We start from the raw sequence: 21,902 nt of genomic DNA on the forward strand, positions 1-21,902 counted from the left end.
GCGATGATGATGGGAATCGTAAAAATCTCCGATCTGATGCATGAGAACCTGCGCGTGGCGAGCACCGCGCTGAGTCGTTCCATCAATGCGCAGGCGGAACACTGGATGAAAATCGGCATGCTGGCCGAACTCTATCCCCAGCTCAGTCACCAGGAGCTGACGCGCCTGTTAATGCGCGTGGAAATCGATGGCGGCTCCGATCTGGCGAAGCTGCTGAATGCTTCTTTACCCACTACGCAGGGAATTGCGCAATGAACAACATCAAACTGCACTCCGCGCAGGAAATCGAACTGGCGCGTGCAGCAGGTCACGACGCCGCCAAAGTGCTGGCCATGATCACGCCTTACGTCAAACCGGGTGTCACGACCGACGAACTGGATCGTATTTGCCACGATTTCATCGTGAACGAGCTGAAAGTCATTCCGGCCAACATTGGTTATCACGGCTATACCCGTACCGTCTGCACCTCGATCAACCATGTGGTGTGCCACGGCATTCCCGGCGAGAAAAAGCTGAAAGAGGGAGATATCGTCAATATCGACGTGGCGATTATTAAAGATGGCTGGTACGGCGACACCAGCCGTATGTATTTTGTCGGCGCACCGTCGGTACGTGCTAAACGTCTGGTGGAGATCACCTACCAGTCAATGGTGGCGGGCATACGCGTAGTCAAACCAGGGGCTACGCTGGGTGATATTGGTGCTGCCATCCAGCAGGTGGCGGAAAAAGCCGGTTTCTCGGTGGTGCGTGAATATTGTGGGCACGGCGTGGGCGAAATCTATCATGGCGAACCGCAAATTCTGCATTACGGTACGCCGGGCACTGGCCTGGCGCTGGAAGCAGGCATGATTTTTACCATTGAACCGATGATCAATGCCGGTAAAGCGGGCACCAGCGTGTTGTCCGATGGCTGGACGGTGGTCACCAAGGACCGTTCCCTGTCGGCCCAGTGGGAACATACGGTGGCGGTGACGGAAAGCGGGTTTGATCTGCTTACGCCGTGGCCGGATGGCACCGGCGCATACGAAGCCATTTGATACAACCAGCGATGGCGCTTTTCCTTATCGTCAGGTAGGGTAGCGCCATCATTTATTTCAGGGTCAGGATGTCAGTGTGAAACAAGAAAGCGCAATTTTTGCCGGTGGTTGTTTCTGGTGTACGGAAGCGATTTTCCAATCCATTGATGGCGTCATCTCGGTCGAGAGTGGCTATATCGGCGGCCATGTTGCCTCTCCCAGTTATGACCAGGTGTACAGTGACACCACCGGTCATGCCGAGGCCGTGCGCATCGTTTTTGATGCGGATACCGTCAGCTACGACGATCTGCTGGATATCCACTTTGCCACTCACGATGCCACCCAGCCCAATATCAAAGATGGCGTCGAGCGTTCCCGTTACCGCTCTGCCCTGTTCCCGACGTCGGAAGCCCAGCGTCTCGCCGCTCAGCAGGGCATTGCGCGTGCGGCAGAGGAACTCGGCGCACCGCTGGTGACGCAACTGGAACCGTTGAACGAATGGTATCCGGCTGAGGATTACCACCAGAACTTCTGGGAAAAAGAGGGCCAGGAAAACGCCTTCTGTATGATGAATATCCCGGCCAAGCTGCAAAAACTGCGCAAGAAATTTCCGCAGCAAGCACGCTAACGCCGCTGCGGCGTCATCTCTTCAATCACTTCAGTGATGCGCTGAATCACCTGCTGCGCCGCACGTGACAATTGTCGCGAGGGCGCAGTACACAGCGCCAGCGTCAACGGGCGTAACACGCTATTTTTCAGTGGCACAAAACACAGTTGCTGTTCTGCCACTTCGCTCATCACATCCAGCAAGCTGAGCACACAGATGCCGGTTCCTTGCGTCACCAAGCTACGGATCAGGCGGATATCATTGCAGGCGATAATGTTATCCGGTGCCAGCCCCTGTTTGCGATATAGCGCGGCGACACGTTCGTGTACCACCAGCGATTCGCCAGGGATGATATGCCGTTCACCACTCAACTCGCTCAGCGATAACGCGCTACGGCCACTCAGCGCGTGTTGCGGTGGCAGTACCACCCCCATCTCCAGCTCGGCAAAGGCCAGCACATCCAGACCACTCTGCCCGGCCGGGTCAAGAATCAGGCCAAAATCAATTTCTGACTGGCGAATCAACTGGCTGATGGCATGGCTGTTGTCGACCGTCAGCTCCAGCCGCAACCATTGATGCTGGCGGGCAATCTCCGCCAGCGCATCGGCCACCACCCCTTTGGTCAGCGACTGCACCAACCCGGCGCTGACATTACCGCGTTTCAGTCCCTGGATATCATCAAAACGTTGGCGGGTAACGCGAAATTCACGCTGCCAGCGCATCACATCGTCATACAACAGTTCTCCGGCAGTGGTCATGCGCAGCCCATCGGGCAGACGTTCAAACAAGGCCGTACCGAAACTCTCCTCAGCCTGCAAAATTTGCCGGTTAATCGCGGATGCCGACACATGCAACTTCTCCGCCGCCTTACGCAAACTGCCGCTACGCGCCACTTCGGCAAAATAAACGGCAAATCGGGAAAATGGACTCATGGCTCACCTGTACTGATTTTTGCAACACAGAATTGAATTAATGCTGATGGATTTGTACAGGCATGATTATTCACAATGACCGGACAAAAATGAAGACTTTATTGTGAGCCACAGACAGGACATCGCTATGAACACACTCACCCCACCCGCCCACTGTACGTTTGAACCTGATGACTGGCTGCGCCTGGCACGCCAGTGGCACCCGGTTGCCCGTTCCTGCGACGTAACCGGTGCACCCACGAAAGCGGTGCTGCTGGATGAGCAACTGGTGGTATATCGCATCAAAGGTCAGGCCGTGGTAGCGCGCGATGTGTGCCCACACCGAGGCGTCCCGTTAACCCTTGGCTTTCATGATGAAGAAGGCGTGGTTTGTCCTTATCACGGCCTGCGGTTTGGTGAAGACGGCAAGTGTAACCGTATCCCTTCCAGCCCCGGTCAGCCGATCCCCGCCAAACTGAATCTGATCAGCTATCAGGTAGAAGAGCGTTATGGTCTGATTTGGGTGTGCATGGCACCCGATGCTCACCACCCGGCCCCGCTGCCGGTGATGCCGCACTGGGACGATGCCGGATTCCAGCAAATCAACTGCCCGGGCTTTGATGTGAACGGTTTTGCTGGCCGTCAGGTGGAGGGATTTCTCGACGTGGCCCATTTCGCTTGGGTACATACCGAAACCTTTGCGGATGCCACTAATCAAGTGGTACCGCCCTACAATCCGGTTGAAACCGCATATGGTTTCGCGGTGGATTACTGGAGTTCGGTCAGCAATTTTGCCGCCGATAGCGGCCAGCAGGCACCGGCAGGATTTGAATGGCTACGCCATTTTGAGATGCACCTGCCCTTCACCGCCACGCTGACTATTCATTTCCCGGGCGAAGCCCGGCTGGTGATCATGAACGCCGCCTCACCGGTATCGGCACGTAAAACCCGTATGTTTGCCCCGATCGCCCGCAACTTTGATCTGCACATCCCGGTTGAAGATGTGCATGCGTTTAACCAGCGGGTGTTTGAGGAAGATCGGCTGATGGTGGAAACCCAGATGCCGGAGCGCCTGCCGCTTGATCTGACGCTGGAGGCCCATATCCCGGCCGATCGCAGTTCCATTGCTTATCGTCGCGGCCTGAAACGTATGGGCTTCGGTGAATTTTTCCTGGTGTAACGGAGGCGACGATGAGCACAACATTACAGGTGGTGGTGGACGGGATGTACCGCCAGGGGCGTCACAATCTCGCGATCAATCTGGTGGCGGAGAACGGCCAACCGCTACCGGGCTGGCAGCCTGGCGCGCATATTGATGTCCATCTGCGTGATGGGTTGGTGCGCCAATATTCCCTCACCGGACAGAGCGACAACAGCCACCACTATCAGATTTGCATTGCACGGGATAAGCAGTCACGCGGCGGATCGCGGTATGTCCATGATATGCTGCGCCCCGGTCAGGTGATCAGCATCTCGCCACCGCGCAATCTGTTTCCATTGATCCCCGCCGGGAAAGTGATCCTGATGGCAGCCGGTATCGGCATCACGCCGTTGTATGCGATGGCGGAAGCGCTGGAGGCGGCAGGCGTGCCCTTCGTGCTGCATTACTATGTGAAACAGCGCGGCGATGAGGCGTTTTTACCCGAACTCTCCAAACCTTTTCAGCACGGTTTCTGTGAAATCTGGCACAGCAGCGAAGGCCGCAGTCCACGTCACCATGCCCCGGCTGAATTACTTGACCCGGCTGAAGATACGCATCTTTATCTGTGCGGTCCGGAAGGCTTTATGAGTCACATCCACACCGCAGCGATTGATCAGGGCTGGCGTGAGGCGAATATTCACACCGAGGCCTTTAAACCACAGACCACCATCGCCCAGGCAGGCGAGGAAGGGTTTACCGTCACCCTCGCCTCCAGCGGCCAGCAGTGGCCCGTCGCACCGGGCCAGACCATCGCCACGGTGCTGCTGGAAAACGGTGTCGATGTGCCACTCTCCTGCGAGATGGGGATGTGCGGTGCCTGTCTGACCCGTGTCACCGCAGGCGAGGTCGATCATCGGGATACGGTACAATCTGCGGCAGAAAAGTGTGCCCCCGAGCAATATATTGCCCTGTGTTGCTCACGCAGTTTGTCTCCCAATCTGGTGATCGAACTTTAAAACAGTTCATACAGGTTGTAACCCATACCCACCAGCGCCATCAGCAGCAGCATGCCCTGGGAAGCCCTTTCCAGCCGACGCTGCTGCATCCCTTTAGCCCAGCGCCGTACCGCGAGGATATAACCGGCCATCACGCAAAAATCGAAGGCGATCCACAGCAGAGAGAGCAGCAACAGGCTGGTGCTGATATGCGGCGTTACCGCGATAAATTGCGGAAATAAAGCGGCGAAAAACAGAATATCTTTCGGGTTCGACACCCCCACCAGAAACCCCTGCACTATCCCGCCCTGGCGCATTGGAGAAGCATGTTGTGCCGGGGCAGCGCGCAAACCACGCCAGGCACCATAACCGATATACAAACACCCGGCCAGCGCAGCCATGCGCAGACTTTGATCACTGAGGGTGACCAATCCAATCAACATCAAGGCGGCCAACGCAATCAGTAGCAACGAGGCACCATTGGTGCCAATCACGGTGTGAAACGCGCGGCGGCTACCATGGCGAGCCGCGGTGCCAGTCACCAGCGCCACCACCGGGCCTGGCGTTGCCAGCAGGGTGAGAATCGAAAACAGATAGGTACAAAGCAATGGCATATTCATGATTGGCATCGGCAAAGAAAACGGAACGCCAGTATTGCCAGTCACACCGCAGTTGAAAAACGGATAAAACTGCCGTTGAATGTGAGTTTAACTCAATATGGCAAAAATAATGTCGCTTCCTCCTCTCTACGCCCTGCGCGCCTTTGCCTGTGCAGCGCAGTACGGCTCCTTTAGTCAGGCTGCGGCCGTGCTGCATGTTACGCCCGGGGCCATCAGTCGGCATATTCGCACGCTGGAAGAGCTATTTGGCTGTGAACTCTTTATTCGTCGCGGGCCAAAGGTAGAGGTTAGTGCCGCAGGCCGGGTGCTGGCAGCACAATTACAGGCAGGATTCGACAGTCTCGAACGCGCCTGTGCCGCCTTCAGCCAGCAAGGTAAACGCCTGCGCCTGAAAGCCCCCTCGACATTAACCATGTGCTGGCTGCTGGATGTGTTGCAGGCATTTCGTGAGAAAAACTCAACACCGGAAGTGGCGATCAGCAGCGTCTGGATGGCAACTGACAGCGTCGATTTTAGCCGCGAGCCTTTTGATTGCGCGATTCTGTTGGGCAACGGTGATTTTGGCGCGGGTACCGAGAGTCGCCTGCTGTTTAAAGAGTGGCTGATTCTTGTATGTACTCCCGCCCTGAAAAACCAGGCACAACGCGATCTTGCACATTGCGAACTGATTCACCCCACCGCCGACCGGCGCGACTGGCGGCGTTGGTTGCAGGGGGTAGGTCTGGCACCTGGCGCTAACCTCTGGCAAGGCAAAGTTTTCGATACCCTGGAGCAAGGCAATATGGCGGCGATCAGCGGCCACGGTATTTCCGTAGGAGACCTGTTGCTCAGTCTGAATGCCTTGCGGGATGGGCTACTGACGCTGCCCTTTCCGCAGGCCGTGGCAACCGGTGACGGCTATTATTTTGTCTGGCCCGCTAACGCCTCCTTCGGTGCCGCACACGAAATCCTGCTCGACTGGCTGCGGCAACATACCCCGCCAGCGCCCCCTGCCGGGATCGCAAGGTTATCACTGGCGGAATAAGCGACTTAACGTGGGGCGTTGACCAACGGTAGCACCTGTTTTTCGGTCAGGGGAGCCAGCGGCAGTTCATCATGCTGAGGATCAAACCACACGACCTCGGCAATTTCGGCGGCCGGGCTGAATTGGGTGATGGTCGTTTCAACGCGAAAAAGCTCAGCCACCAGCAACTGACCCGGCTCATTTGCCGCCTGATCGTGGAAACAGCCAAGATAATGGCAGGCATCCGCGTCGAAGGTAAAATTCAGCTCCTCGCGTAATTCCCGTTGCAGCGCCTGTTGCGGCGTTTCATCACCATCAATTTTTCCCCCAGGCTGCATAAACCAGGAGGTATTCTTTTTGCGCACCAGCAAACACCTGCCGTCATTATCGGTGATGACAGCAGCGGCGATACGAATTGTTCCAGTGGAAACCATGTTCTCTCCCTGTTATTACTTGATCGATTTTGATTCTCATTCTCTTTAATCGCTATCTTAATCATCAGCGACAGAACTGCAAGATAAAGCTGGAAATTAGATAGCCAACTAACGAACAAAAATAAACTACCCATCCCGCATGTATTAATTAATATTCGCATGAAAAGATCGGCAGAATTGCCAACTTAGGATTATTCCTAGTTTGCCTTAATTAAAATCACCGCTACAGTTATTCATGCTTCCTGATGTGAGAAGAAGCGCGTCCTGTTAATCGGCAAATACATCGAAGAGGAATAAACAATGACGCAACGTCGTGGTGGTTCAGGTAACTTTGCAGAAGATAAGCAACGCGCGGCTGAAGCGGGTCGCAAAGGTGGTCAGATGAGTGGCGGAAATTTCCGCAATGACCCAGAGCGTGCCATCGAAGCCGGTCGAAAAGGAGGAAAAATCAGCCGCCGCAAGTAACGAAAACGCTCAGATATTCCATATTAATTCTCTCTTTTGCGGTAACGCTCAACCTGACAATGCCTTCAGGTAATGTCTGGCAAGCTTATATTGGCCGCAAACACCAGGCTATTTCCCCACCATCTTATACAAACCCTCGATTTAATTTGTACAAGATTATATTTCTTGTACAAATTAAATTAGCGCAATATATGTTTATTCCTGCGCAATGGAATAACTGCCTGTCGCGCTAACGTTATAATAAATCATGATTTATTGCATCCTCGATACCACTTTCCCGGCGGGGGGATGTCCGCGCCGCCAAGTCCGAGCGCTGAAGATCGATGCAACAATTGTGCGTCGCTACCGTCCGACACGGATGGGTAGCGACGCGGTTATGCTTTAATGCGCCGCCATCTGCGCCGGGCGCTTCAGCGTCGCTCGCGCTTTCGCCACCTCGTCAGCAGTGACAGCGGGTGCCGCATTGCCCCAACTGTTACGCAGGTAAGTCGCGACAGCGGCAACCTGCTCATCCGAAAGCTTCCAGGCAAAGGAAGGCATCGCACCACTGGTTGGGTTACCCTCGGTCACCGCCCCACGTCCACCCTGCAACACGGTGGTGATAATGGAAGCGCTGTCATCCGCCATCAGGCCAGGATTCCCGGCCAGACTCGCCGCCAGGTTAGGGATACCCTTCCCATCGCTGTTGTGGCAGGCGGTGCAGTTTGCTGAATAGACATTCTCACCCATCTTCATCTGCGCATTATCCGTCGCCAGCGGCTGTGGACGCTGGGCATGCGAAGCCGGTACCGACTTCAGGTACACCGCAATGGCCTGCAAATCCGCATCGGTCAGGTGTTGCGTCGAGTTAGTCACCGCTTCCGCCATCGGACCAGATGCTACCGCAACGTGGTTGCTGCCCAGCTTCAGGTACTGCACGATTTGGTCATTACTCCAGCTACCGATGCCGGTGTATTGATTCGGCGTAATATCCGGCGCGTGCCACTCCGCCAGATTGCTGCCCTGCAAATACGCGCTGGTGTCACCGCCAATCAGGTTCTTCGCCGTATGACAGGCAGCACAGTGCTCCGGTCCTTCGACCAGATATGCGCCCCGGTTCCACGCCGCTGACTGACTGGCATCGGCCTCGAATCCGGCATTTTTAAAGAACAGCAGATTCCAGCCCATCATCGCGAGACGGATATTGTACGGGAAGCCAAGATTGGTCTCCGGCACCTGGTAATGCACCGGCTGCACCGAACGCATATAAAGCCACAGATCGTGCATATCCTGATCGGTCAACTTCACGTAGGCGTTGTAAGGCATCGCCGGATAGAGATTCTCACCCTCTTTCCCCTTGCCATGACGCACCGCGCGGAAGAAATCCCGTTCGGTCCAGTTGCCAATCCCGGTCGCCACATCGGGCGTGATATTGCTGGCATAGATTCCGCCAAATGGCGTACTGATGCGGTAACCGCCAGCCATATGCAATTTGCTCTCTGGCATGGTGTGGCACGCGGTACAGTCGCTGGCGATTGCCACATAACGACCGCGTGCCACAGCGGCAGCATCGGCAGCCGCTGGCGGTTGGCTGGTCAGTACATTGTCACTGGCGACCTCATCCGCAGACGTGTTCCCGTTTTGCCACAGCAATGCCGCAGCGACGGCGGCGGCCACGATGACCACGCCACCTGCAATTGTTGTTTTTTTCATGTCACACCTTCACCAGCGGGCCAGGGTTTTTCAGGTACTGTTCGATAATGGCTTTCGCCGTCCACAGGCTGAGTGCACCAATGGTGCCGGTTGGGTTGTAGCCCGCGTTATTCGGGAAGGACGATGCGCCCAGCACGAAAACGTTGTGGGCATCCCAGCACTGCTGGTAACGGTTCAGCACCGAGGTTTGCGGATCGGTACCCATCACGGCACCACCAATGGTGTGGTCGCTGGCAAAGTTGTAAGGCGAATACGCGCCGGAGGCCGAATTAGTGCCGATGACCAGATCAGCGCCCATCGCTTTACCAATCTCGACGCTTTTCTCTTCGATAAATTTGGCTGAGCGACGATCGTTATCGTTGTAGTCAAACGTGACACGCAGCAACGGATTGCCGTTGTCGTCTTTGTACTCCGGGTCAAGATCGAGGTAGTAGTCTTCGTGTGAGTAACTGGTGCCCTGACCGAAGATAAAGGTGGCGTTCTGGAAAGCGTGGGTGTAGGCCTTTTTCCACTCTTTGCCCCAACGCGGTGTGCCCGGCGGCAGCGCATCGGCGTTACCAATCGGTCGCGCCCCGCGAGCCACCACCAGAATACCTGCGCCGCCAATAAAGCCGAGGCCGGTATGGTCGAAGTTATCTCCGTTCCAGTCATCCACCTGCGAAGACAGCGCACCGGCACCGATATACTGGTTAAGGTTCTCATCTTTAAAGAAGATGCTGGCACCCGATACGGTCTGGAAGCTATAAGCACGGCCAACCACCCCGGTTTTGCTGACCGGATTATAAGGCACGCCGATTTTCGACAGCAGCAACAGACGCACGTTTTGCATCTGGAATGCGGACAAAATGACGATATCCGCCGGTTGTTCCCACTCTTTTTTATTCTTGTCGATATAGGTCACACCGGTGGCGGTTTTGCCATCGGCAGATTTATTGACACGCACCACCGCCGAGTCAGTCAGCACGGTGAAATTCTCACGCTGCATCAGCGCCGGGATCACGCAGGCATTGGGGCTGGATTTGGAGAAGTTGCCGCAGCCGTAATACAGGCAATAGCCGCAATAGGTACAAGGCCCCATCCGCACACCCAGCGGGTTGACGTAAGCTCGCGACGCTTGCCCGGCAGGCACCATAAACGGATTCAGGCCGATTTTTTTGGCGCCTTCAGCAAACAGATCCGTCAGACGCATGCTTTCCAGCGCAGGAAGCGGGTATTCGCTGCTGCGGTTACCCTCGAACGGGTTACCATCCGGGATGATTTTGCCGTTCAGCTTACCGGCTTTACCCGAAACACCGGCAATCTTCTCGAAACGATCGTAGAAAGGTTCCAGTTCATCATAAGTGACGCCCCAGTCTTGCAGGATCACCCCTTTGGCGATTTGCGATTTACCGTAACGCTGCACTGTTTGGCTGTAGGGTTCGAAATCAAACGGCGTAAAACGCCACGCCATCCCTGCCCAGTGCGTACCGGAACCGCCAACGTTATAACCCAATTCATTCAGGTTCCATTCGCGGCTCGGCAGCGCTGTTTGGGTAATGTTATTACGGAAAGTGGTGGTTTCGACGGCGGGCGGCAGCAACATGCTGCGGCGGGTATCCCAGCGCAGTTCATCGGTATCAATCGATGGCGGGAAATCGGTGGCGGTTTCAAACCACGGGCCACGTTCAATGGCAACGACATTCAAGCCAGCGCGGGTCAGCTCTTCGGCGATCAAAGAACCACACCAACCCAGGCCGACGATGGCGACATCAGCTTTTGGACGGACATTAGTCATGTTCAGAACTCGTTATTGTGAAGCAGGCAAAGAAATTAAAGGGTGTTATCGATCAGGCTGGTCGGGATGATGTTGAGCTTCTGCCCTTTCTTCGCCAGCAGGTCACGGAAGTCATAGCGTGCACCGGGGAAGCCAATCATCTTCCAGCTCGCCATGTCTTTATTGCCACCGTAGATCGGATCAGAAAGGAAGCCTTCGCGCACGTTTTGCAGCAACAGCTCGAAGAACACCTTGGTTTCTACCTGCTCACCCAGATCGAGCCGGTTGGCTTCCATCGCCTGCAATACCGCGTCCTGCTGCTCACCGCTCAGCGCCACAAAGGCTTTGCCATATTGTTTTTGCATGGCGTTGTCGAGGGCGGCGATACCGAGGCGGTAACGTTGAGCTGGCGTCAGTGGTGACTGTGGACCTTGCTCTGGCGTGCCTTTCACAAAACGTCCCAGACGGTAAATGGCCACAGCATTGCCGTAATCACCGGCCAGTTGACGATCGATAAAAATGGCACAACCCGCTTCTTTGCCGCTGATACTCATCTCATCCGCCGGGATAAAGCGCTCGGCAATGGCACCCACGGTGTCGAATTCGTGTTGCGTCAGATATTGCAGTCCACCTTTCCTCGGTGGTGCGGGCGGCGTTTGTACTTTGCCGGGTTCCCACGGTTGACCGCCGTTAACCACCTCAGCCTGCGCCAGCGTGGGGATCGAGGACGCCACTCCCAATGCGGTGATGGAAGTGAGAAATTCTCTGCGTTTCATATTTTCCCTGCCAATGAATTTGTCACATTGCAACCCAGGCTAAATAACAGACGTGTTTTAGCCTGGCGATAAACTTGCCATAAAGAAAAACTGTATGAATTAAATACAGGCGTGCCCGTTAGGCTGTTAATAAATTCAGGTAAGTGTCTTTACATTCAAATCAAGGAATTAATTAAATTTTAACAACGTTGCAAAGGTTAATTTCTCACCCTGCAATTTGAAAGGATTTTATTGATGGTTTTCCATCATCGAAGATTTTTAATTTTAGCGGCGACAAGTTGTACAGTGCGGATTTGTTTCGCAACATTTCGCCACTTGTCAGCGAAGATTGACTGAGCATAATACGGCGAAAAAAAACACCCTGCTGTGATGTAAAACCCAAACTTTGCTGCCGAACAAAACGGCACGATTTTTAACCTGGTGCTCTGAGGAAAAAATGAAAAAACTCACCCTGATTAAGGTGGCCGAGTTGGCCGGGGTTGGGATTGCGACCGTCGACAGGGTATTGAACGAACGGGGTGGAGTGCGGCCTGAGACGGTGCGCAAAGTGCTGCGTGCGGCGCGTGCCGCCGGTTTGCAGCGCCTGTTGCCAGAGGAAACACAACAGCCGTGGCAAATTGAAGTTTTTCTGAGCAGCAATGGCACCTGGTTCTTTCAGCAACTGGCAGAAGAGTTCGCGCAGATCGCCGACCGGCTTGGTTATCGGAAAATTAAATTATTCCGCACCCTTGTGGCAGAATCGCAACCAGAGAAGCTGGCAGAAAAGATAAAAAAAAGCAGTGAATTGCGCGACGGTATTATCGTGTTTGGTCATGATTACCCGGTGATTCACGAGGCATTATTATATTGCCAGCAACGTGAGGTTCCGGTGATTTCACTCGCCAGTGACTTGCCGGGTTCATATCGTTTATGCCATGTCGGTATCAATCAATATCAGGCCGGAAGAACGGCAGGATTATTAATGAGCCGCAGCATGCCAATCGAAGGCGAGGTGATTATGGTCAGCGGTCGTTTTGATTTCCGCGCCCATATTCAGCGTATTTCCGGTTTCCGCGATGCCATTAGCCAACGTGCTCCCTGGCTACGTTTGCGTGAAGTGCTGGCGGGGGAAGATGAACGCCATAAAATACGCGCGCTGCTGCACCAGACATTAGAACAATCGAACAATGTGGCCGGTTTATATAATTCTGGTGACAGCAATAATGACATCAGTGAACTCCTGCGCCAGCACGGTCTGGCAGGACGCTGCTGCTACATCACTCATGAACTCTACGATGTCACGCACCGGTTATTACAGGAAGATGTACTGGCTTATACCCTCGATCAGAATGCACACCAACATGCCGAGCTGGCTACCCGGCTGCTGCTGCGTTATCTGGAGCAGGGTTATCAGCCTGATATCTATCAGGATGGTAATATGGAGTTGCGGATTGTGACAGCGGAAAACCTGCCATCGCGGTATGATGCAGGCTCACTTCAGAGCGCGCGAAACGCGTCGCGATACCAAAAGGAGCAGCACGATGGCAGCACGGGAACATCATTATCAGGTGACGGTACGCTGGACCGGCAATCGCGGTGACGGCACCGCCAGTTACACCGCGTATGATCGCAACGGCGAATTGTTGGCAGCGGGTAAACCCACCCTGCCCCTCAGTGCCGATCCGGCGTTTCGTGGCGATGCCAGCCGCTGGAACCCGGAAGAGCTGCTGTTGGCCGCCGCATCCGCCTGCCATAAGTTGTGGTATCTGCATCTGTGCGCCGATGCCGGAATTAACGTGGAAAGCTATGAAGATGCCGCAGAGGGCACCATGGTGGAAGGAACGCGCGGCCACTTTACGCAAATCATCCTGCAACCGCGCATCACTTTGCGCAACCCGGCAGACACCGAGCGCGCAAGAGAACTGCATCATCAGGCACATGACGCCTGTTATATTGCTAACTCGCTTAACTTCCCGGTCAGCTGCGAACCCACTTTCGTCTGACCATCAGGCCGCGCCTGCCAGTACCGGTTGCCACAAGCGCACACCGTTACGTCCGGCGCGTTTCACCTCATACAGGGCTTCGTCCGCATGGCGCAGCCAGTAGCCCAGCGATTCCGCGCTGGCGGCGGACGCAATGCCGATACTGACTGAACAACTGAAATCCGGCGCTGCCGGTAAGCGCAGTTGCGCAATTTTCTCTTTCAACCGCTCTGCCAGCTGCACCACGGATTCATCACCGGCATGATGGACAATCACTCCTAACTCATCGCCACCAAAGCGAGCAGGAATATCCTGTATGCCGACATAGTTACGCAACAAGGCGGAAATTTCCGCCAGCAGAAAGTCGCCCGCTTCATGCCCCCAGGTATCGTTAACCGCTTTAAAGTTATCGACATCAATCAGCAGCAAGTAGGCGCTACTGTCACCCCGGCGGGTGCTGAGGAATTCACTCTCCAACCGTCGTTCAAACAGACGCCGGTTCGGGATCTCCAGTCCGGGGTCCATCAGCGCAATCCGCTCCAGCTCGCGATTACGTTTGCGCAACTGCCAGGTAAGATTGTACGAGGCCACGCTGAGCGCCAGCATATACACCGTCGCCAGTGGCAGCGTCAGCCAGACCGTTTGCATGCTAAAGGTGAAGCGAAAGCCGATGCCATCCACCAGCCAGACCAGCATAAAGGTACAGAAAAAGGCCTGAAGTGCCGCAATCAGTTGCGCACCGCCCCCGGCGGCATAACGGTCCGAAGCCAGTACCGCCATAATAATAAACGATGGCATCGGGCTCATGCCCATTAAGGCCACCCAGGCACCGCCAAAGGCGGCATCCAGCGTCAGGTTACGCCGTTCCGTCGCCGTGGAGTCTTCCGCATACAACGCCAGACGCCAGGCAATCCACGGCCAAATAAACGCGTTAGTAAACAGCAGCCCGCACAGTTCGAGGCTACGGTCCATTTCCATTAAAACCGAAAGAATAGGGAAGAAACACAAGATCGTGCCGAGCTGGCGCATCAAAAACATGCGGCGAACGAAGCGTACCGAACGGCGCTTCAGGTGATTATCATCAGGTGAGTAGTAATTCATTCACGGGAAATATCAGACCGACAAGACATGCAGTTTATCGGAAAAGAACTAAACAGCGCGTATTTTTTCAGATTTTTTCCCTTGCAGCCCTACAACAGCACAATTTTCTTACATGATGCGGAAAATAAACGCAGCGCAGACGCAATACTTGCGACCTGCACTGCGTAATTTGGTTAGTTTGCCGCGCCTTGCAGACGGAACTGCGCCACCAGACGTTCCAGCATCAGCGCCTGTTCTTCCAGTGAGTTAGCCGAAACCGACGACGCACTTACCAGCGAGGCGTTTTGTTGTGTAGTGGTATCCAGTTCACCCACGGCACGGGCGATCTGCTCAATACCACGGCTTTGCTCATCGGACGCCGCCGAAATCTCTTCCATGATTTCATTCACCCGCGCAATGCTACCGAGGATTTGATCCATGGTTTCACCGGCACGCGCCACCTGCTGATGGCCATTGCTGATACGGCTGACCGACTCACTGATCAACTGTTCGATATCTTTTGCCGCCTGGGAACTGCGCTGCGACAGGTTGCGTACTTCACTCGCCACCACGGCAAAGCCACGGCCCTGCTCACCGGCACGCGCCGCTTCTACGGCGGCGTTCAGGGCAAGGATATTGGTCTGGAAGGCAATGCTGTTGATCACCGCAGTGATATCGGCAATTTTCTTCGAACTGTCGGAAATCTCACCCATGGTACTGACCACATCGCGGACCGCAACGCCGCCCTGATTGGCATTGCGCGTGGCTTCAGCGGCGATCTGGCTGGCCTGGCGCGCATTCTCGGCATTATTTTTCACTGTCGCGGTGAGCTGCTCCATGCTGGCGGCGGTTTCAACCACCGCCGCAGCCTGCTGCTCAGTACGTGAAGACAGATCGAGATTGCCCTGATTAATCGCGCTGGCCGCCTGCGAAACGCTGTTGACGCTACTCAGTACGTCGCCAATCATGCTGCGCAAGCGTTCATTCATTCGGCCCATCGCGGCGGTTAACTTACCCAACTCATCGCGGCGGTCAGTGGCAAACTGCGAACTGAGATCGCCGCTGGCAATGCGCTCCGCCAGCTCCAGGTTATGAAATACCGGCTGGGTAATCTGACGGATGATGTACCACGCCACCAGCACGCCAAACAGGATCGCCAGCCCGCCAATCAGCAGTGACAACGTCGCAGAACCGTTAGCCAGTTCATCGTTACGCGTTTTCACAATGGTGATGACTTTCTTGATGGCCGCACTGCTTTGATCACCCGCTACTTTCACGCCATCTTCCGCGCTGCGCAGTTGCGCATACGCCTGAGCGGCTTGCAGACTGAGGTCTTTAAAGCGTTCGGTATCCTGCCACAGCGCGGTAAAACCACCCTGCTGTTCCGGCGGCAGTTGCGCCAGCAACGCTTTCATCCCCTCATCGGCACTACGGAAGTGGGCTTCAAGCGCGTTACGCAACGCTTCGCTGACGTTAAAACGCAGCGCCAGTGCCTCTTCGCGCACATTGCTGATGGCAAACAACTGGTCGTAAATCTGGTTGGTTAATTCCGGGTTGGTTACCGGGGTGCGGATCAGCTGGGTGTAACGCGAGGTGGTGTCCTGCTGGCTGATGTTATCAAGCTGAGCGCGCAGGCTGTTCAGTTGCTGAGTGGCTTGCGTCATCGCGCCAATACGTTGCTGAAAATCGGTCAAATGGCGGACAATTTCGTCGATAATCGGCGAGGCATCTTCTGACCAGTTGAGTTTTTTTGCTTCCGCGGTCAGTTGCTGCGCATGGGTGACATACTTCGCCATCACCGCACCCGATTGATCGTCGCCGTACAGGTATTTCAGACGGTTAATTTTCGCCTGGAACACCTCAATGTTGATGTCATAAATCAGGTTAGTTTTCTGATAGATATTATGAATTTCGTTGAAGCGCTGTACGCTCAGCCCGGTAGCGAGCGCCACCAGCAACAGCACAATGCCGAATCCTGCCGACAGTTTTCGGGTAATGCGCACGTTTCGCAATCGCGATACCAATCCCATGTTTCCCACTCCTGCGTTTATCATTTTTGTAAGGGTTACTGAGAGGGTTATCGGAGGGATTAGGGAATTGTTTATTGCGGAGAGCATAAAAAAGTGCGCCGCGACAACCGTGGCGGCGCACTGTGTTACTGCGGAGCCAACTGACTGATAAACAGCCCTGCCGCGCTGACGGCATCAACGGCGACGCCACCCAGTTGCGCGCGGATGCTATCGCCAAGCGCAATGGTCGAGAAACCCGTGCAAGAGAAGGCGATCACCTCAATGCCTTCGCGATACAGGCTATCGGCACAGGCCAGCGCACTGGCGCGACCTGCTGCCGTCAGCAGATCGGTGGTGTTGCGAATCCCCTCGGGCCGGGCATAGCGTACTGACTCACCCAACAACTGGCGGAACGGTGCCGGTGCCGTCGTACCAATGCCCATCACCGCTACCGGACGTTTTAACATCCGGGCGATGCTGGCCGCAGCGCTACCGGCACTGATCACCGGCACCGTAACCGCCTCGCGCAACGCTGCCAGACCCGGATCGGCGGCGCAACTGAGAAACAGCGCGTTGCATCCCTCAGCTTCCAGCTGCTGACCCAGCGCCACAATTTTGGGTACCGCCTGGGCTTCGCTGGTGTCATCAAAAATACCGGTGTGCTGATCAGGGATCGCCCGGCTGACCGAAGCGATGCCATACTCCTGGTGAATCAACCGCCCGTGTTCCTCAACAAAGTGCTGATCAGGGTGGGTCAAAACACGAATAATCCCCAGCATGTCCAAACTCCTGCATGATGTCGTTGTTATTTTGCTGTCGCCGTCAGCCAGGCCAACGGCGGAAGATCAGGCTAGCATTGACACCGCCAAAACCAAAACCATTCGACAACACATACTCCATCGGCATTGGACGCGCCGTTAACGCGACCAGATCCAGCCCCTCCGCCGCCGTATCCGGCTGGTGCAGATTCAGCGTCGGCGGCGCTAACTGGTCACGCAACGCCAGAATGCTGAAGATCGCTTCCACCCCACCCGCTGCACCTAACAAATGGCCGGTCGCCGATTTGGTTGAGGTGATCGCTACCGGGCTGTCGGCAAACAGCGCACGAATCGCCGCCAGCTCACCTTTGTCACCGACCTGGGTCGAGGTGGCGTGCGCATTAATATGCTGAATCTCCGCGGGCGTAATCCCGGCCTGACGGATGGCGGTGGTCATCGCCCGGCGTGCACCGCTGCCATCTTCCGGCCCGGCGGTGAGATGGTATGCGTCGGCACTGGTGCCATAGCCCACGACTTCCGCCAGCGGGGTCGCGCCACGCGCCTGCGCATGCTCCAGCGATTCAATCACCAGCAGCCCGGCCCCCTCACCCATCACAAAGCCATCACGCTGCTGATCGAACGGTCGTGAGGCGCTGGCGGGTTGGTCATTAAATCCGCTGGAGAGGGCTTTCGCGGCGGCAAATCCGCCGAGGCTGACGCGGTGAATTGCAGCTTCACTGCCGCCGCACAGCGCAATATCCGCCTCACCGCTGCGGATAAGACGCACCGCATCGCCAATCGCCTGCGCCCCGGCCGCACACGCCGTCACCGGTGCACCAATCGGCCCACGAAAACCATGCGCGATCGAGACATGCCCAGCCGCCAGATTGGCGAGAAACGACGGTACGGTAAAAGGCGACAAACGACGAGGACCCCGGCTGTGGGTGGTTTCCACTGCCGCCGCGATTTCGTTAAAGCCGCCGATACCGGTCGCGATGATGGTCGCGGTGCGCTCTCGCAGGGCTTCCAATTGAGGAAACCACTGCGCCTGCGTGAGTGCCTCATGCGCGGCCACCAGGGCGAATTCAATAAAACGGTCCATTTTTTTACGTTCTTTGGCCGGGATAACCGCCAGCGGATCAAAACCATGCTGCGGGTCTTGTTCTACGGAGGGTACCTGCCCAGCGATTTTACAGGGAATATCCTGCACGATGTCTTCCGGCAATGGACGGATCCCGGACTGCCCTTGTACCAGGGCGCGCCAGACGTGTTCTACGCCGCACCCCAATGGGCTGACAATGCCCATCCCAGTGACGACGATGCGCTTTAACGAGATATCCATATGATCTCCAGATGTGATGATTAGGTTTTTGGTACTTTCATGAACGGCACCAGCAATGCGGCAATAAAGAATCCGATCATGATCAGCCAGAAAGCATCCGCAAAAGCCTGCGTTTTGGCTTCACGGAGCGTCAGTGCCGCAAGGTTTTTCAGCGCGGCAGTCTGTGCAGCATCGGGGCTGAAGCCCTGTTGGGTCAGTGCTGCGGTGGAAGAATGCATAAATTCGCCCAGCGTCAGGCTGGCACTGTTGAGATGGTCGGCGAGACGGCTGTAATGCAGGTTGGTGCGATCATTAAGTATAGTGCCACACAGGGCGATACCGATGGCCCCGCCGAGGTTGCGCATCAGGTTAAACAGCCCGGAGGCCAGTTTGAGGCGAGTGGGTGGCAGGCTACCCAGTGTCAGCGTCACCGTCGGTGCCACGGCAAATTGCTGGGCCATGCCGCGAAACGCCTGCGGCAGCAGCAGTTGGTCCGCGCCCCAGTCGTGGGTAATCGGCACAAAGCTGTACATCGACACACCAAAGGCAATCAGACCGGCGGCCAGCAACCAGCGTAAATCCACCCGATTCGCCAGCCACGAATAGAGAGGAATCGACAATACCTGAAACAGGCCGGTGGAGAAAATCGCCAGGCCAATTTCCAGCGCGCTAAAGCCACGTACCTGGCCGAGAAACAGCGGCGTGAGGTAGATGGTGGCAAAAATGCCGACACCCGCCATAAATGAGAAGTAGCAACCCAGCGTAAAAGTGCGATCTTTCAGGGCGCGCAGATCCATCACTGGCTGTGCATGGCGCAGCGTGCGGATGATAAACATCACGCCACACACCAGCGCCAGCCAGCCGGTGAGGGTCAGGGTGCTGTCGTCAAACCATCCCCAGCGCGGCCCCTCTTCCAGCGTGTATTCAAGGCATCCCAGCGACACCGCCAGCAACACGATGCTGAGATAATCGGCCCCGCGCAGCAGCGAGGTATCCGGCGAGTCGATTTTCACCAGCGCCGGCACTGCCAGCGTGATGTAAATCCCCGGCACCACATTGATGAAGAACAACCAGTGCCAGTTGAAGTTCTCGGTGATCCAGCCCCCGACGGTGGGGCCAAGCGTGGGTGCCAGCGACGCCAGTCCGCCAATGGTGGCGGCGGCGATCACGCGCTGTTTGCCCTGGAAGAAAGCAAAGGCGGTGGTAAACACCAACGGGATCATCGATCCGCCCGCCAGCCCCTGCAAAGCGCGAAACGCAATCATGCTCTGGATATTCCAGGCCCAGCCGCACAGTACGCTCATCAGGGTAAAACCGGCCGCTGACGCCGCGAACAACCAGCGCGTTGACATCACCCGCGCCAGCCAGCCGGAGAGTGGAATAATGATAATTTCCGCAATCAGATAGCTGGTCTGCACCCAGACGGTTTCATCATCACCCGCCGACAACCCGCCGCCGATGTCGCGCAAGGAGGCCGAGACAATCTGGATATCCAGCAGCGCAATAAACATGCCGAGACACATGGTGGCAAAGGCGATGACTTTTTTGCTGACCGGCATCTCTAATGCCGGTGCCACAGGTAAGGCGGTCTGGCTGCTCATGGTGCGGGTTTCTCATCAACCGTTACCGTTACGGACAAGCCGGGGCGCAGCAGACCCAATTTCGCCGCATCGCCATCCAGCGCAATACGCACCGGGACACGTTGAACGATTTTGGTGAAGTTCCCGGTGGCGTTTTCCGCTGGCAGGATACTGAAGCGCGAACCGGTGGCGGGTGACAGGCTGACAACATGGCCGGTAAAGGTACGGCCCGGTAGCACGTCGGCGACGATTTGCGCCTGCTGTCCGGCCTGTAAATGCGCCAGTTGGTTCTCTTTGAAATTGGCATCAACCCACAAACCCTGAGCAGGCACCAGCGACAGCAGCTGCGTACCGCTGCTGACATAAGCGCCGGACCAGGCACGGCGGTTACCGATCACCCCATCAAACGGTGCACGAATCTCGGTGTAGCCGAGATTGAGTTTCGCCATCTCCAGACCTGCCTGCGCCTGTATCAGCGCCGCTTGTGTCTGCTTCTCACGCGCATCCAACACCCCCAACTGGCGTTCTGCCACGCTTTTATCGGCACGGGCTTTGCTCTCCTGCGCCACCGCCTGACGGTAATCCGCCTGCGCATAGTCACGGGTTTGCGCCGAGACCGTCTGCACCAACGCCCCATAGCGCCGGTTATCACCCGCCGTTTTCTCCGTCAGCGCCTGCGCGGCATTCACCGCAGCCGCCGAACCGGCGATGGTGGCAAGTTGTAATTCTCGCGTGGCGGCGATATCCGCCAGCGCCGCCTGCTGGGCTTCCACTTCTCCGCTGGCTTGCATCAGGGCGGCCTGATAATCACGCGCATCAAGACGCACCAGCAGGTCACCTTTCTTCACCTGCATATTGTCCTGAACTGCAATTTCCTGCACGTAGCCCGCCACTTTGGCGGAGATGGCGCTAATATCGCCTCCCACATACGCATCATCGGTCGACTCAATAAAACGCCCGGACTGCCACCACCACAGGCCGTAACCGGCGGCCACGACCGCGGCAGCGACCGCCACCAGCGGGATCATTTTACGTCTGTTCATTTGCTGGCCGCCTCTTTCGCAGGCGGAACAAATTTCAGAGCGGGCTCACCCGCGCGCTTCTTCTGGATGTATTCATGGCGATAGCGAATCACGGCTGCCGCTGCCGGGCCGGGTACGATCGAATACTTATCAGCAGTCAGCGGTTCTCGCGTCTCACTATCCACCATCATCGCCTCTACCGGGCGTTGTGTGGCGGTTTCCACCAATTGCACCTGCCGCCCTTCCGGCGAGAAGTGGCGACTGCCCCACTCCACCAGCGCCAGAATCACCGGGCGGAAATCACGACCCATAGGAGTGAGATGATATTCATAACGCGGCGGCGTGCTGCTGTAGCACACCTTCTCCAGCAACCCATCCTCCACCAGCTCCTTCAGGCGGCGGGAAAGGATATTTGGCGCGATGTCGGCATTCTTTTGAAACTCATCAAAGCGGGTAAATCCCGCCAGCGCATCACGCAGGATAATCATGCTCCAGCTATCGCCGATGCGCCCAAGGCTACGGGCGATAGGACAAGGAGCGTGGCAAAGCGGCTCGTTTTTCATCTTTCTGGCTCGGGTTGGATCTCAATGCGCACAGATTTTCATAGTCACTATCAAAATGCAAGTCACTAAAAAAAGCATAGCTCAGAGTGCGAAGTTGATGAAGGGGTGTAGCGGCGCGAGCAGGTGTGTTGCATCCATCGGTTGAACTCACAGCGAGGAGCGGACATTCGCAATTTATCGATAAAAGATGCAGGC

General features: G+C 56.0%; 22 protein-coding genes. 9 read left to right on the forward strand and 13 right to left on the reverse strand.

The window, feature by feature from the left end; genetic code table 11:
* The first annotated feature begins 9 nt into the window (after positions 1 to 9).
* The 3 genes from PAT9B_RS23780 (at position 10) to msrA (ending at position 1,644) form a co-directional block, all read left to right on the forward strand.
* Positions 10 to 255, forward strand: coding sequence for a ParD-like family protein (locus PAT9B_RS23780; RefSeq protein WP_041526061.1), 246 nt, complete (start codon positions 10 to 12; stop codon positions 253 to 255).
* Entirely contained in the window at positions 252 to 1,037 is a 786-nt protein-coding gene (map, locus tag PAT9B_RS23785) for a type I methionyl aminopeptidase (RefSeq protein WP_013511849.1), read from the forward strand. The genes PAT9B_RS23780 and map overlap by 4 nt, the downstream gene beginning before the upstream one ends.
* Before the next feature lie 76 nt (positions 1,038 to 1,113).
* Positions 1,114 to 1,644 carry a peptide-methionine (S)-S-oxide reductase MsrA gene (msrA, locus tag PAT9B_RS23790; RefSeq protein ID WP_013511850.1) on the forward strand — a complete coding sequence of 177 codons (531 nt, stop codon included), beginning with the start codon at positions 1,114 to 1,116 and terminating at the stop codon, positions 1,642 to 1,644.
* On the opposite strand, the gene PAT9B_RS23795 is transcribed toward msrA, so the two are convergent.
* The gene (locus PAT9B_RS23795) at positions 1,641 to 2,555 is read right to left on the reverse strand and encodes a LysR family transcriptional regulator (RefSeq protein ID WP_013511851.1); all 915 of its coding nucleotides are present in this window, start codon (positions 2,553 to 2,555) and stop codon (positions 1,641 to 1,643) included. The genes msrA and PAT9B_RS23795 overlap by 4 nt on opposite strands.
* Positions 2,556 to 2,682: 127 nt before the next feature.
* Here PAT9B_RS23795 and hpxD point away from each other — a divergent pair, with 127 nt between their 5' ends.
* Positions 2,683 to 3,714, forward strand: a complete 1,032-nt coding sequence (gene hpxD, locus PAT9B_RS23800; RefSeq protein WP_013511852.1) for a molybdenum cofactor-independent xanthine hydroxylase subunit HpxD — start codon at positions 2,683 to 2,685, stop codon at positions 3,712 to 3,714.
* An 11-nt stretch (positions 3,715 to 3,725) separates the two neighbouring features.
* The gene (locus PAT9B_RS23805; RefSeq protein WP_013511853.1) at positions 3,726 to 4,691 is read left to right on the forward strand and encodes a PDR/VanB family oxidoreductase; all 966 of its coding nucleotides are present in this window, start codon (positions 3,726 to 3,728) and stop codon (positions 4,689 to 4,691) included.
* Here PAT9B_RS23805 and PAT9B_RS23810 read toward each other — a convergent pair.
* A complete protein-coding gene (locus PAT9B_RS23810; RefSeq protein WP_013511854.1) occupies positions 4,688 to 5,290 on the reverse strand; it encodes a LysE family translocator in 603 nt (200 codons plus the stop codon). The two genes, PAT9B_RS23805 and PAT9B_RS23810, sit on opposite strands and share 4 nt — an antisense overlap.
* A 109-nt stretch (positions 5,291 to 5,399) precedes the next feature.
* On the opposite strand from PAT9B_RS23810, the gene PAT9B_RS23815 reads away from it, so the two are divergent.
* The gene (locus tag PAT9B_RS23815; RefSeq protein ID WP_041526062.1) at positions 5,400 to 6,314 is read left to right on the forward strand and encodes a LysR substrate-binding domain-containing protein; all 915 of its coding nucleotides are present in this window, start codon (positions 5,400 to 5,402) and stop codon (positions 6,312 to 6,314) included.
* 5 nt (positions 6,315 to 6,319) lie between these two features.
* On the opposite strand, the gene PAT9B_RS23820 is transcribed toward PAT9B_RS23815, so the two are convergent.
* Complete coding sequence (locus tag PAT9B_RS23820) at positions 6,320 to 6,727, reverse strand: NUDIX domain-containing protein (RefSeq protein WP_013511856.1); 408 nt, start codon at positions 6,725 to 6,727, stop codon at positions 6,320 to 6,322.
* A 300-nt stretch (positions 6,728 to 7,027) separates the two neighbouring features.
* Here PAT9B_RS23820 and PAT9B_RS23825 point away from each other — a divergent pair, with 300 nt between their 5' ends.
* Positions 7,028 to 7,192 (forward strand): general stress protein, encoded by a 165-nt coding sequence (locus PAT9B_RS23825; RefSeq protein WP_013511857.1) that lies wholly within the window; start codon positions 7,028 to 7,030, stop codon positions 7,190 to 7,192.
* A gap of 381 nt (positions 7,193 to 7,573) precedes the next feature.
* Here PAT9B_RS23825 and PAT9B_RS23830 read toward each other — a convergent pair whose 3' ends face one another.
* The 3 genes from PAT9B_RS23830 to PAT9B_RS23840 are packed head-to-tail and all read right to left on the reverse strand — an operon-like array spanning position 7,574 to position 11,413.
* Complete coding sequence (locus PAT9B_RS23830; RefSeq protein WP_013511858.1) at positions 7,574 to 8,884, reverse strand: cytochrome c; 1,311 nt, start codon at positions 8,882 to 8,884, stop codon at positions 7,574 to 7,576.
* A gap of 1 nt (position 8,885) precedes the next feature.
* A complete protein-coding gene (locus PAT9B_RS23835) occupies positions 8,886 to 10,658 on the reverse strand; it encodes a GMC family oxidoreductase (protein WP_013511859.1) in 1,773 nt (590 codons plus the stop codon).
* A gap of 35 nt (positions 10,659 to 10,693) precedes the next feature.
* Positions 10,694 to 11,413, reverse strand: a complete 720-nt coding sequence (locus PAT9B_RS23840) for a gluconate 2-dehydrogenase subunit 3 family protein (RefSeq protein WP_013511860.1) — start codon at positions 11,411 to 11,413, stop codon at positions 10,694 to 10,696.
* Between the two features lie 436 nt (positions 11,414 to 11,849).
* Here PAT9B_RS23840 and PAT9B_RS23845 point away from each other — a divergent pair, with 436 nt between their 5' ends.
* The gene (locus PAT9B_RS23845) at positions 11,850 to 12,992 is read left to right on the forward strand and encodes a LacI family DNA-binding transcriptional regulator (RefSeq protein WP_013511861.1); all 1,143 of its coding nucleotides are present in this window, start codon (positions 11,850 to 11,852) and stop codon (positions 12,990 to 12,992) included.
* The gene (locus tag PAT9B_RS23850) at positions 12,934 to 13,395 is read left to right on the forward strand and encodes an OsmC family protein (RefSeq protein WP_013511862.1); all 462 of its coding nucleotides are present in this window, start codon (positions 12,934 to 12,936) and stop codon (positions 13,393 to 13,395) included. The genes PAT9B_RS23845 and PAT9B_RS23850 overlap by 59 nt, the downstream gene beginning before the upstream one ends.
* Before the next feature lie 3 nt (positions 13,396 to 13,398).
* Here PAT9B_RS23850 and PAT9B_RS23855 read toward each other — a convergent pair whose 3' ends face one another.
* The 7 genes from PAT9B_RS23855 to PAT9B_RS23885 form a co-directional block, all read right to left on the reverse strand.
* Complete coding sequence (locus tag PAT9B_RS23855; protein WP_013511863.1) at positions 13,399 to 14,475, reverse strand: diguanylate cyclase; 1,077 nt, start codon at positions 14,473 to 14,475, stop codon at positions 13,399 to 13,401.
* Positions 14,476 to 14,648: 173 nt separating this feature from the next.
* Complete coding sequence (locus tag PAT9B_RS23860; protein WP_013511864.1) at positions 14,649 to 16,484, reverse strand: methyl-accepting chemotaxis protein; 1,836 nt, start codon at positions 16,482 to 16,484, stop codon at positions 14,649 to 14,651.
* A 125-nt stretch (positions 16,485 to 16,609) separates the two neighbouring features.
* Positions 16,610 to 17,242: an aspartate/glutamate racemase family protein gene (locus PAT9B_RS23865; RefSeq protein WP_013511865.1), complete on the reverse strand. Its 633-nt coding sequence runs from the start codon at positions 17,240 to 17,242 to the stop codon at positions 16,610 to 16,612.
* 43 nt (positions 17,243 to 17,285) lie between these two features.
* Positions 17,286 to 18,563: a beta-ketoacyl-ACP synthase II gene (gene fabF / locus PAT9B_RS23870; protein WP_013511866.1), complete on the reverse strand. Its 1,278-nt coding sequence runs from the start codon at positions 18,561 to 18,563 to the stop codon at positions 17,286 to 17,288.
* A 20-nt stretch (positions 18,564 to 18,583) separates the two neighbouring features.
* Positions 18,584 to 20,143, reverse strand: coding sequence for a DHA2 family efflux MFS transporter permease subunit (locus PAT9B_RS23875; protein WP_013511867.1), 1,560 nt, complete (start codon positions 20,141 to 20,143; stop codon positions 18,584 to 18,586).
* Positions 20,140 to 21,165 (reverse strand): HlyD family secretion protein, encoded by a 1,026-nt coding sequence (locus tag PAT9B_RS23880; RefSeq protein WP_013511868.1) that lies wholly within the window; start codon positions 21,163 to 21,165, stop codon positions 20,140 to 20,142. The genes PAT9B_RS23875 and PAT9B_RS23880 overlap by 4 nt, the downstream gene beginning before the upstream one ends.
* The gene (locus PAT9B_RS23885) at positions 21,162 to 21,707 is read right to left on the reverse strand and encodes a helix-turn-helix domain-containing protein (protein ID WP_013511869.1); all 546 of its coding nucleotides are present in this window, start codon (positions 21,705 to 21,707) and stop codon (positions 21,162 to 21,164) included. The genes PAT9B_RS23880 and PAT9B_RS23885 overlap by 4 nt, the downstream gene beginning before the upstream one ends.
* Positions 21,708 to 21,902: the final 195 nt, after the last annotated feature.

This window comes from Pantoea sp. At-9b (assembly GCF_000175935.2).
Classification (GTDB): Bacteria; Pseudomonadota; Gammaproteobacteria; order Enterobacterales; family Enterobacteriaceae; genus Pantoea.